An 11244-nucleotide genomic window follows, 5' to 3' on the forward strand; every position below is an offset into this window, starting at 1 on the left:
GCCTCCAAATCAATGTACCCCGAGATAAAGACGCGCGACCTCCGAGCTGTTGCGCAGGTCGGCGCCGGTGCCTTCGAGCTGCACGTGGCCGCTCTCGACGACGACGGCATGCGTGGCCAGCGACAGGCCGGCGCGCACGTTCTGCTCGACCAGCAGAACCGTCCGCCCCGACTCCCGCATCGTGCGCACCTGCCGCAGAACGAGTCGCAGGGTCTTGGGATCGAGCCCCATCGAGGGCTCGTCCAACACCACGAGTCTGGGTTCGAGCATCAGGCATCTGGCGAACTCGACGAGCCGCTGCTGGCCGCCGGAGAGCGAGCCCGCCCTGTCCGTTCCGCGGTCGCGCACGATGGGGAAGAGCTCCGTGACGCGGTCGAGCCGCCGCGCGACCTCCGCTCGGCTCCGGATGAGAAACCCGCCGAGTTCCACATTCTCCCGGACGGTCATCTCGGGGAACAGCGTGTGGTTCTGCGCGACCTGGACGATGCCGAGCCCGAGGATCTGCCGCGTCGAACGCCCGGCGATGTCCACCCCGTCGAAGAGCACCGATCCGCGCCGCGGCTTGAGCTGGCCGCTGACCACGCGCAGGATCGTCGACTTGCCCGCTCCGTTCGGCCCGACGATGCAGGTCACGCCGCCGGCCGGGACGGCGATCGACAGGTCGCGGAGCACGTCGCTGCCGCCGTAGCCCGCCGAGACGCCGCGGAGTTCGAGCAGGTCGGTCATCGCGCGGCCTCCTCCTGCTCGTCCTCGTTCTCGTTTTCGTCCTCGTCCTCGTCGAGGGACCCGCCGAGGTACGCGTCGAGCACGCGCGGATCGCTGCGCACCTGCTCGGGCTCGCCGTGCGCGATGACCGTTCCGCGCTCCATGACCCACACGACGTCGCACAGGCCCATCACGAACTCCATGTTGTGCTCGACCACGAGGAACGTCACGCCGCGACGATTCAGCTCCCTGATGCGCTCGCCGATCTGGGTGATCAGCAGCGGATTGATCCCGCCGGCCGGTTCGTCGAGCAGCACGACCCGGGGATCCTGCGCGAGCACCATGGCCAGTTCGACGAGCTTCCGCTGGCCGTACGAGAGCGTCCCCGCCGATACGCGTGCCATCGCCGCGAGGCCGACGAAGTCCAGCAGCTCCAGGCAGCGTGCCTCGCTGTAAAGCTCCTGACGCCGTGCGCGCGGCACCCCGGCGCGTCCGACCTGGAGGTTCTCCATCAGCGTCAGCCGGGAGAAGACGCGCGTGAGCTGGAAGGTCCGTCCGATGCCGAGCGAGCAGATCCGACCCGGAGCCTGGTTCGTGATCGCATTCCCTTGCAGCAGCACGCTTCCGGCGTCGGCCCGCTCGTAGCCGGTGATGACGTTGAACATCGTCGTCTTCCCGGATCCGTTCGGCCCGATCAGGCCCGCGATCGAACCCTCCTCGACGACGAACGAGCAGTCGTCGAGAGCCTGCAGCCCGCCGAAGCTCTTCGTGGCGCCGCGTACCTCAAGCAGTGCGCTCATCGAGATCTCGCCGCCTTCAGACGCCGAACCAACTGTTCCACCGAGGGCACGATTCCGTGCGGCAGGAACCCGATCACGATCAGGAACAGCGCGCCGAACAAGATCAGTGACAGGCCCGCGGCCGTGACCTGCTGCGTGAGGTACTGCTGCAGCGGTTCGAGTAGCAGCGCGCCGATCACCGGGCCGCTGACCGTGCCGAGGCCGCCGAGGAACGCCATCAGCGCGACCGTCAGGTCGAAGATCGCCTCGAACGCGAACGGCGGGTAGACGCTGCCGAGGTAGTACGCGTAGATCGCGCCGCACACGCCGGTGAGCACGCCGTTCAGCACGAACGCCGTGAGCTTCACCCGCCCCGTGCGCACGCCGAGCCCGCGCGCCCGATCCTCGTCGTCGCGGATGGCGAGCAGTTGCAGGCCGAAATGGGAGCGGCGAACGGCCCACGAGACCACGATGGCGATCACGGCGGCGATGAGCGCGGCGAAGTAGAAGTAGTCGTTGTACGTCGCGGCGAGCCAGGGCGGCAGCGGCAGCTGCATACCCGCCGAGCCGTTCGTGACCGACTGCAGGTTGTAGGCGAGCAGCTGGAAGATGAAGAAGATCGCGATGGTGATGACGACGAACGTGTGCCGTCGCGTGCGCAGCGCGAGCCAGCCGACCGGGATCGCCACGATGCCCGCGAACAGGCCCGCGACCGGCACCCACGCGAAGATCCCCATGCCGCCGGACAGGTTCAGATGGTTCGTGACGTTCGCGATGAAGTACGCGCCGCTGCCGTAGAACACCGCGTTGCCCAGCGCCATGTAGCCGCTGTAGCCGGAGAACAGGTTCCAGGCCGAAGCGGCGGCCACATAGAGCACCGTGAAGAAGGCTATCGACGTGGTCGCCGGATTGCTGAACACGAACGGGAATCCGATCGCGCAGGCCAGCGCCAGGACGATGACGGCGCGGCGGGCGAGGACCACGGTCATTGCGCACGCACCGCCCGTTGGCCGAACAGGCCCGTGGGCCGGAAGACGAGCACGAGCACGAGGACCGCGAAGAACATCGTGCTCGCCCAGACCGGCGACCACAGCACGGCCGTCACGTCCTCGATGACCAGCGCCAGAATCGCCGCGACGAGCGCGCCGCCGATGCTCCCGAGACCGCCGAGCACGACGATGACCAGCAGCCGCGAGATCAGGTCGTAGCCGGAATCGGGATTGAAGGTGTTGGTCGCGCCGTAGACCATGCCGCCCGCCGCGGTGGCCGCCGCGCCGATGCCGAAGGTGATCGCCGAGACCCGGTCGATGTCGATGCCGACGAGCTGCGCGCCCGCGCGGTTCTGCATCGCCGCCCTGATGCTGTATCCCGTCCGCGTGCGGGAGACGAACAGGTACAGGGCCGCGAGCAGAACCACGGCGAGCGCGAATCCGAACAGGTAGATGTACGGCAGGTAGAAGCCCAGGAGGTGCACGGAGCGCTCCACATACCAGGCGTCCAGACTGCGCAGGTCGCCCGAGTAGGCCTGAGTGAGTATGCCCTCGATGATGATCGCGACCGCGAACGTGGCCAGGATCGACAGGGCGGTCCGGTCGCGCGGCGCCAGCCTCCTGATGAACACCCACTCGATCGCCACCCCGATCAGGAACATGACCGGGATGGTGATGAGCAGCCCGACGAAGGGGTCGATGCCGGCGTGCACCTGGAGCGTGTAGCTGAGGTAGGCGGCGAGGACGACCATCACTCCCTGCGCGATGTTGATGATCTCCATGACTCCGAAGATCAGCGTCAGCCCGGCCGCCATCAGCGCGTACACGCCGCCGGTCAGCACGCCGTCGACGACCGCCTTCGCGAGTTCGGTGCCCACGGCCGCTCCTTTCCGCTACCAGGCCGGCTTGGGATAGATGATCGGCGAGGTGGCCGGGGCGACCGGCTCCAGCGTGTCCGCCGAGTTCGGCTGGAAGGGGACCAGGGCGCCGTTCTGCCACTGGAAGATGTAGGCGAACGCCTTGACGTTCTGTCCGGTGGAGTCGAAGGCGACCGCGCCCTGGACCGTGCTGAACGTGCCCTTGTGCAGCTCGGCGACGAGCTGCGTCTGGTTCAGGTCGCCGTCCGCGGTGACCGCCTGAGCAGTCACCTCACCGACCGAGTACGCCTCGGCCACGTCGGCGCTGATGTCCTGCGCGTTGCCGCCGTAGGCCTTGAGATACGCGGCGACCATGGCCGAGTTGCCGGGCGCGGTGGACGTCGGATACCACTCGTTCGGGACCATGATCGCCTGCGTGTGGTTCGCGCCGACGTTCTGGATGAACTGCGAACCCTGATCCGGACCGGCCGTGGCAATCAGAGCCTTGGGATCATAGTTCTGCTGGACGAACTGCTTGATGAACGCGGTGACGTCCGGCAGCAGCGTGCCGACGAGCACGATGTCCGCCTTCGCGCCGATGATGCCGGTCGCGATCGGGCCGTAGTCGGTGGTCTCCGAGGGGTAGGTCTGGTTGTAGACCGTGCGCACGCCGGCCTTCTCCAGGATTCCGCGCGCGATCTGCAGCTGCGGCGCGGTGAACGGGTCGTCCTCGGTGGCGTACGCGGCGGTGGCCGGGCGCGTGGACGCGGGCATCGCGGCGATCCACTTCGCGAAGCTGACCAGGTTGTTCGCGACCGGCAGGCTCACGTCGAACACGTCGTGCAGGCCGCGGGTGAACACGGCCGGGCCGCCGCCGGCGCCCTCCACGAACGCGTATCCGTAGCGCGCGACGACCTGCGAGGACGCCTCGGTCAGCGAGGTGGAGAAGGGTCCGAAGACCAGGTCCACGTGGTCCACGCTGATCAGCTTCTGGTAGTTGGTGGCCACCTGGACCGGGCTGCTCGCGTCGTTGACGATGTCGAGTTTCACCTGACGGCCCAGCAGGCCGCCGGAGGCGTTGACCTGCTTCGCCCAGAGTTGGTAGCCCTGCTGGAAGGCCTGGCCGTCGGCCGAGAAGTCCCCGGTCAGCGAGAGCGAGACGCCGATCGTGATCGGCCCCTTCGTCGAGCCGTTCCCGCTTCCGGGGGAGGAGCTGCACGCGGCGCAGAATCCGATCAGTGAAAACGCGACAAGGGCGCTCGTGACGCCTCTTCGTGGCACCAAGCCCCGCTCATCTCCCTCCGTTCTAGGTCCAGCAATCGATTGCATCGGTCGCAGTGTCGCGAGCCGGAGCAGGTGCGTCAAGAGCGCGCGGCGCAGTCTTTTCGTGCGCTTGCCCCAACCGCAATCGATTGCGGCACAATGGCTCCGAGTTCGCCGTACAATGCGCTTGTGCGACGACCAACCCTGCGCGACGTGGCCGAAGGCGCCGGCGTGCACGCAGCCACCGCCTCCCGCGCGCTCAACCCGGCCACCCGGCACCTGGTGAGCCGGGAGACGGTGCAGCGCGTGGACCGGGTGGCCGCCGCGCTCGGCTACCGGGTCAATCCGGTCGCGCGCAGCCTGAAGACCGCGCGGTCGGCGAGCATCGGACTGATCGTGCCCGACCTGATGAACCCGCTCTTCCCGCCGATCGTGCGCGGGGTCGAGGACGTGCTGCTGCCGATCGGCTACAACGCCTGGATCGCCAACACCGACAACGATCCCGCGCGCGAGGCCGCCACGGTCGAGGCGATGCGCGCCCGCAACGTCGAAGGCTTCGTATTGGCCACCGCACGCCTCGAACACCCGCTGATCGACCAACTCGACGCCGCCGACGTACCGCTGGTCCTGGTCAACCGGAGGACCGGCCGTGCGGACGTCCCCTCGGTCACCCCCGACGACGTGTCAGGCGTGGCGCTGGCGATGCGCCATCTCGTCGAACTCGGCCACCGCAGGATCGCCCACCTCGCCGGTCCGCAGGACCTCTCCACCGGCGTCACCCGGCTGCGCGCCTTCCGTCAGGCGCTGGAGGACCACGGGCTCGAAGTCGCGCCCGAGCGGATCGTGACCTGCAAGGAGTGGTCGCAGGTCGCGGGCGCCGAAGGGGCGGGCCGCCTGCTCGACTCAGGCGCCGAGTTCACGGCGGTCCTCGCGGGCAACGACCTGCTCGCGCTCGGCTGCTACGACGCGCTGGCGCAGCGGAACCTGCGCTGCCCGGAGGACGTGAGCGTCGTCGGCTTCAACGACATTCCGTTCATCGACCGCGTCAGCCCTCCGCTGACCAGCGTCCGCATCCCGCAATACGACATCGGCGCCGAGGCCGCGCGGCTCCTTCTTGAAGAGCTGCGCGACCCCGGCCGCCACCCCCGCTCGATCATCCTTCCGCTCAAGCTGTGCGTGCGGGGATCGACCGCCACGGTGGATCCGCACCGGGAACGGCGCAGGTAGCCGCGGCGTACGCACACGCGGCGTCGAGCAAGGGCTGAGTGATCTCCCTGGCACCGCGTCCGACGAGCCCGTCGAGCAGTCCGGCCATGAACGCGTCACCCGCGCCGACCGTGTCCACGACCTCGACAGGAGCGCTGCTGCCGTGCAGCTTCCCGCCATTCGTGTAGCAGTCGGCGCCCTCGGAGCCGAGCGTGACGACGACCGTGGACGCCCCCGCCCACAACCATCGCCGGGCCACGGTAACCGCACCGAGCTCCGGGTAGAGCCACTCGATGTCCTCCACGCTCGCCTTGACCAGATCGCTGAGGCGGACAGCCGCCTCGACCCGGTCCCGCGCTTCCGGCTTATCCGAGATCAGCATGCTCCTGATATTCGGATCGTAGCTCACGAACACGCCGCTTTCGCGGAGCCGGACGACCGCTTCGAGGACTGACCCGGCGCTGCCCGTCGTCCAGGACGCGATGGAGCCGAAGTGCACGGCGGCCACGGCAGACGGGTCGATCCGGTCAGCGTCGGACGCCGCGAACAGCGACTCGCTCACGTTTCCGAGATGGAACTCGTACCGCGCCGAGCCGTCGTCATTCAGGTCGAACAGAGCGGCTGGAGTCGGGCCCGACCAACTGCCGGACAGCTCCAGCGAGACGCCCGACTGCTGCGCGTGGCGACGCAGGATTCCGCCGAGCGCGTCCTGCGCGAGTCGGCCGACGAACTCGGCACGGTGGCCGAGACGGGCCAGCCCTATCGCCACGTTGAACGGGCTCCCACCCGGCTGCGCCGTGTAGCTGCGCGCGGCCGGGTGGTCTTTCTCCTTCGGCTCGGCTCCGGCGACCATACGCAGGTCGACGAGAGCTTCGCCGAGTATTGCGAAAGAGCTCACGCTTCCGCCTCGCCGGCGCTCGGTGGAAGCGTTCCCTCAAGCACTGTGTCAAATGGTTCGCTCGCAAGCTCGCTCACGACGCTCCCGCGGTATCCGGCACGTCTTCCAGCCTGCGTGCGCCGGTCATGATCGCGACCGCGTCGTTCATGCTGTGCGACGTCGGGGTGATCACGCCGACGCGGCCGCCGAGCCGCTGGATGTGGATCCGGTCGGCGATCTCGAACACGTGCGGCATGTTGTGGCTGACCAGGATGATGCCCAGGCCCTTGTCCCGCAGCTCCCTGATGAGCTTGAGCACCTGGCCCGATTCGCGCACGCCGAGCGCGGCGGTCGGCTCGTCGAGGATCAGCACCTTGCTGCCGAACGCCGCCGCGCGGGCCACGGCCACGGCCTGCCGCTGGCCGCCGGAGAGCGTCTCGACGGCCTGGTCCACGTCCTGCAGGGTACTGATGCCGAGGTTCGCCAGCTCCTCGGCCGCCTCCTGCTTCATCGCCTTGGTGTCCAGCATCCGCAGCACCGAGCCGAGCAGGCCGCCGCGGCGCCGTTCGCGGGCCAGGAACATGTTGCTGGCGATGTCCAGCGCCGGCGCGACCGCGAGGTTCTGGTAGACGGTCTCGATGCCGACCCGGCGCGCGTCGGCCGTGCTGCGCAGCTTGACCGGCTCGCCGTCGACCAGGATCGTGCCCTCGTCGGGGATCTGCGCGCCGGACAGGCAGGCCATCAGCGTGCTCTTGCCCGCGCCGTTGTCGCCGATGACGGCCAGCACCTCGCCCGGGTAGAGCTCCAGATCCACCCCGGACAGGCCGACGACCCGGCCGTAGGTCTTGACCAGCCCCTTGGCCTGCAGAACAGGAGTCGTACTCATGCCCTCACCTTCCTGATCCACTGGTCCACCGAGACCGCGGCGATCACCAGGATGCCGACCGCGAGGACCTGGTAGTTCGCATCGACGCCGGCCAGCGCGAGCCCGTTGTCGAAGACCTGCACGATCAACGCGCCGAGCAGGCTGCCGAGCAGCGAGCCGCGTCCGCCGAACAGGCTCGTGCCGCCGATGACGACGGCGGTGATCGACTCCAGGTTCGCGTTCAGGCCGCTGTTGGGGTCCGCGCCGCCGACGCGTCCGGCCAGGATCCACGCCGAGACGGCGATCACCAGTCCGGCCACGAGGTACGCGCTGAGCAGCACGCGCTTGGTGTTGATACCGGCCAGCCGCGCGGCCTCGGCGTCGTCACCGGTGGCGTACAGGTGGCGGCCCCACGCGGTGCAGCGCAGCGCGTACGCGACGACGATGTAGAGCACTGCCATCAGGACCACGCCATAGGTGACGCGGAAGTTGCCGACCAGGAAGCTCTGCCCCGTCCACAGCAGGCCCGAGCCCGGATTCAGGGTGATCGTCTCACCCTTGGCGTAGATCAGCGTGATCGCCGTGAAGGCGTTGAAGGTGCCCAGCGTGACGATGAACGGAGGCAGCTTGATCCTCGTGACCAGCAGGCCGTTGATCGCCTGCGCCGCCACCGCGACGAGCACGGCGACCAGCAGCGCGACGGGTACGGAGGTGTGGTCGGTATATATGAGGTTGGCCGCCAGGAAGGAGGCCAGCACCATGATCGAGCCGACGGACAGGTCGATGCCGGCGGTCAGGATGATCAGCGTCTGGCCGACCGCGAGCGAGCCGACCACGGCGGTCTGCTGGGCGACCAGCGAGAGGTTGACGGCGCTGTAGAACCGCGCGTTGACCAGGCTGAAGATCACGATGGAGACGATCAGCACCGCGAGCGGGCTCAGCGCGGGGCGGCGGTGCAGCAGGTGCTGCAGGCGTTGGGCGGGGGAGTGCCCGCGCCGGGCCGAGAGGTCGGTGACCGTCTCGGCCGGCTCGAGCACCGGAGCGGGGGTGGAATTCATGGCTCTGTTCTCGATTCCTGTGCGTCAGCTCGCCGTGCCCCAGCAGGACGCGTTGCCCTGCGAGACGGTCTCGGTGGTCACTCCGCTGATCGGGCTCGCGGTGACGAGGGCCGTGCCGGTGTCGTAGAAGTCCAGGCCGGAGCTCGCAGACGGCTTCGAGCCGCCCTTGGCCAGCTTGGCGATCGAGTCGACGCCGAGGGAGGCCATCTTGCCCGGGTACTGCACGGCGTCGGCCGCGAACTCGCCGGACGAGACGAAGCCGACCCCCTGGCAGCTGCCGTCGATCGCGTAGATCTTCACGCTCGAGGTCTTGCCCGCGGCCTGCAGCGCGGCGTACGCGCCCTCGGCGGCCGGCTCGTTGATCGCGTACACGACGTTGATGCTCGGGTTCGCCGACAGGCAGTCCTCCATCGCGGTGCGGCCGCCGTCCACGGCGCCCTGGGTCGGCTGCTGGCAGGCGATCTGGTAGCTGCCGCCCGTGCCGCCGGTGTAGCTGCCGGACTTGGCCTCCTGGCCGTTCTGGGTCGAACTGCCGGGGTTGATTCCCATGCCCTGAAGGAAGCCGTGGTCGCGGTCGATGTCCACCGAGACGACCTGGGTGCTGTAGAGGTCGAGCATCGCGATCACGGCCTTCTTGCCGCCGAGGGTGGCCGCGGCCGCCTGGCCGTCGAGCTTGCCCGCGGCGGTGTTGTCGGTCGCGTAGGTGATGTCGGCGACGCTCGCCGGGGTCGGCGCCGTGTCCAGCGCGATCACGTAGAGCCCGGCCTGGCGCGCCTGGTTCAGCGCCGCGTTGACTGCGTTGCCGTTCGTGGTGATCAGGATCCCCTTGTCGCCGCGGGATATCGCGTCGTCGATCGCGGTGATCTGGGACTGCGTGTCGCCGTCCGAGGTGCCGGCGGCCACCGTCAGGTTCACCCCGTCCTTGGTCGCGGCCGCCTTCGCGTCCTGCTCCATCGTGACGAAATACGGGTTGCTCAGGGTCTTGAGAACCAGAGTCACACCGATCCCGGCGGAGGAGCTTGAGCTCCCGGCGGCGCTGCCGCAGGCCGACACGCCGAACGCGGTCGCGGCCAGGGCGGTGAGGGCGAGCAGGGTGCGCGGTGACTGCTTGAGCTTCACGGATTGTGCCTTCCGTTCGGGCGCGGCCGCCGGGCTGGGGCGGGCCATCGCCGGACAACGTTGTCTCGGCCAGCCACGGTAGGGCGGGTTTGAAATGGGGTCAAGGGGGCGTGATCGGATCGAGACAACGTGAGACTCACGGTCCGCAGGCCTGCTGCGCGGCGGCACGGCAGGCGTTGTATGGTCATGGCGTGAGCGAAGCCGTGCCGGGATCCGAGACGTCCGCCGCCGCGCCCCCGGCGCCCCGCGAGCGGCCGACCATGCGCGAGGTCGCCGCGCTGTCCGGGGTCAGTCTGAAGACGGTGTCCCGGGTGGTGAACGAGGTGCCGACGGTCGCCCCCGAACTGGTGGCCAAGGTGCACGCGGCCATGGACCGCCTCGGCTTCCGGCCGAACCTCGCGGCCAGCAACCTGCGCCGCGCGGACGGCCGCACGCACACCGTCGGCCTGCTGGTCGAGGACGTCGGCAACCCCTTCTCGGCGGCCGTGCACCGCGCGGTGGAGGACTACGCGGCGCGGCACGGCGTGCTCGTGCTCAGCTCAAGCCTCGACGAGGACCCGGAGCGCGAACGCCGCATGGTCCGCGCCCTCGTCGCCAGGCGCGTGGACGGGCTGATCGTCGTCCCGGCCAGCACCGACCACCGCTACCTGGTGGCCGAGCAGGAGGCCGGCACCGCCGTCGTCTTCGTCGACCGACTCCCGACCCCGCTGATCGGCGACGCCGTGGTCACCGACAACCGCGAAGCCGCCAAGGCCGGCGTCGAACACCTCATCGCCGCAGGTCACCGCCGTATCGCATATCTCGGAGATACGGACTCGCTGATGACCGCCCGCGAACGCTTCGCGGGCTACCGCGACGCGATGCGCGCGGCCGAGTCGAAGGGCTACGTCGTGGACCCGGCGGACGTCATCCACGGACTGCGCACGACCAAGGCCGCCGACCAGGCCGCCGCCGCGCTGTTCAGCCGGCGCGACGCGCCGACGGCGCTGTTCACCAGCCAGAACCTCGTCACCATCGGTGCGGTCGAGGCGCTGCACCGCATGGGCCTGCACCACCGCGTCGCCATCGTCGGCTTCGACGACTTCCCCCTCGCCCAACTCCTCGACCCCGGCGTCACGGTACTGGCCCAGCAGCCCGCCCACATGGGCCGGATCGCCGCCGAACTGCTGTTCGCCCGCCTCGAGGGCGACCGCTCCCCGGCGGAGGTGCATGTCATTCCGAGCCTGCTCATGCGGCGCGGCTCCGGCGAGATCCCTGGCCCGGAATAGCGCGTGGACGTGTCGCGTTCGCGGTATAGTTGAATCGTCAACAACCGCGAGAGGGTGAGTTGCGTGCAGTTCGGGATCTTCACGGTGGGGGACGTGAGCGTTGACCCGACCACCGGGCGTGCGCCGTCGGAGCATGAGCGGATCATGGCGATGGTGGCGATTGCGCGGAAGGCGGAGGAGGTGGGTTTGGATGTGTTCGCGACGGGTGAGCATCACAATCCGCCGTTCGTGCCTTCTTCGCCGACGACGTTGCTGGCG

12 protein-coding genes are annotated in these 11244 nt (G+C 69.0%); 3 read left to right on the plus strand and 9 right to left on the minus strand.

Annotation, left to right across the window (positions count from 1 at the left end; all coding sequences use genetic code 11):
* Positions 1-9: 9 nt before the first annotated feature.
* The 5 genes from VG296_RS32575 to VG296_RS32595 are packed head-to-tail and all read right to left on the minus strand — an operon-like array spanning position 10 to position 4611.
* Complete coding sequence (locus VG296_RS32575) at positions 10-726, minus strand: ABC transporter ATP-binding protein (protein ID WP_325572424.1); 717 nt, start codon at positions 724-726, stop codon at positions 10-12.
* Positions 723-1505 carry an ABC transporter ATP-binding protein gene (locus tag VG296_RS32580; protein ID WP_325572426.1) on the minus strand — a complete coding sequence of 261 codons (783 nt, stop codon included), beginning with the start codon at positions 1503-1505 and terminating at the stop codon, positions 723-725. The genes VG296_RS32575 and VG296_RS32580 overlap by 4 nt, the downstream gene beginning before the upstream one ends.
* Entirely contained in the window at positions 1502-2473 is a 972-nt protein-coding gene (locus VG296_RS32585; RefSeq protein WP_325572428.1) for a branched-chain amino acid ABC transporter permease, read from the minus strand. Before VG296_RS32585 ends, VG296_RS32580 begins: the two co-directional genes overlap by 4 nt.
* Complete coding sequence (locus VG296_RS32590) at positions 2470-3351, minus strand: branched-chain amino acid ABC transporter permease (protein ID WP_325572430.1); 882 nt, start codon at positions 3349-3351, stop codon at positions 2470-2472. Before VG296_RS32590 ends, VG296_RS32585 begins: the two co-directional genes overlap by 4 nt.
* 15 nt (positions 3352-3366) lie before the next feature.
* Positions 3367-4611 (minus strand): amino acid ABC transporter substrate-binding protein, encoded by a 1245-nt coding sequence (locus VG296_RS32595; RefSeq protein WP_325572445.1) that lies wholly within the window; start codon positions 4609-4611, stop codon positions 3367-3369.
* Positions 4612-4782: 171 nt separating this feature from the next.
* Here VG296_RS32595 and VG296_RS32600 point away from each other — a divergent pair, with 171 nt between their 5' ends.
* Positions 4783-5820 carry a LacI family DNA-binding transcriptional regulator gene (locus VG296_RS32600; protein ID WP_325572432.1) on the plus strand — a complete coding sequence of 346 codons (1038 nt, stop codon included), beginning with the start codon at positions 4783-4785 and terminating at the stop codon, positions 5818-5820.
* On the opposite strand, the gene VG296_RS32605 is transcribed toward VG296_RS32600, so the two are convergent.
* The 4 genes from VG296_RS32605 to VG296_RS32620 all read right to left on the minus strand — a co-directional run bounded on the left by VG296_RS32605 (position 5759) and on the right by VG296_RS32620 (position 9718).
* A complete protein-coding gene (locus VG296_RS32605; RefSeq protein ID WP_325572434.1) occupies positions 5759-6697 on the minus strand; it encodes a carbohydrate kinase in 939 nt (312 codons plus the stop codon). The two genes, VG296_RS32600 and VG296_RS32605, sit on opposite strands and share 62 nt — an antisense overlap.
* Positions 6698-6770: 73 nt before the next feature.
* Positions 6771-7562, minus strand: coding sequence for an ATP-binding cassette domain-containing protein (locus VG296_RS32610; RefSeq protein ID WP_325572436.1), 792 nt, complete (start codon positions 7560-7562; stop codon positions 6771-6773).
* Positions 7559-8599, minus strand: a complete 1041-nt coding sequence (locus VG296_RS32615) for an ABC transporter permease (protein ID WP_325572439.1) — start codon at positions 8597-8599, stop codon at positions 7559-7561. The genes VG296_RS32610 and VG296_RS32615 overlap by 4 nt, the downstream gene beginning before the upstream one ends.
* A gap of 24 nt (positions 8600-8623) precedes the next feature.
* Positions 8624-9718: a substrate-binding domain-containing protein gene (locus VG296_RS32620; RefSeq protein WP_325572441.1), complete on the minus strand. Its 1095-nt coding sequence runs from the start codon at positions 9716-9718 to the stop codon at positions 8624-8626.
* Between the two features lie 191 nt (positions 9719-9909).
* Here VG296_RS32620 and VG296_RS32625 point away from each other — a divergent pair, with 191 nt between their 5' ends.
* Together VG296_RS32625 and VG296_RS32630 are read left to right on the plus strand one after the other, a co-directional pair.
* Positions 9910-10986 carry a LacI family DNA-binding transcriptional regulator gene (locus VG296_RS32625; RefSeq protein ID WP_325572443.1) on the plus strand — a complete coding sequence of 359 codons (1077 nt, stop codon included), beginning with the start codon at positions 9910-9912 and terminating at the stop codon, positions 10984-10986.
* Between the two features lie 63 nt (positions 10987-11049).
* Positions 11050-11244, plus strand: a 195-nt coding sequence (locus tag VG296_RS32630) for an LLM class flavin-dependent oxidoreductase (RefSeq protein WP_325572281.1), incomplete at its 3' end; no start/stop codon positions are given.

Origin of the sequence: Actinospica sp. (genome assembly GCF_035552695.1) — a bacterium.
In the GTDB taxonomy this organism is placed as follows: Bacteria; Actinomycetota; Actinomycetes; order Streptomycetales; family Catenulisporaceae; genus Actinospica.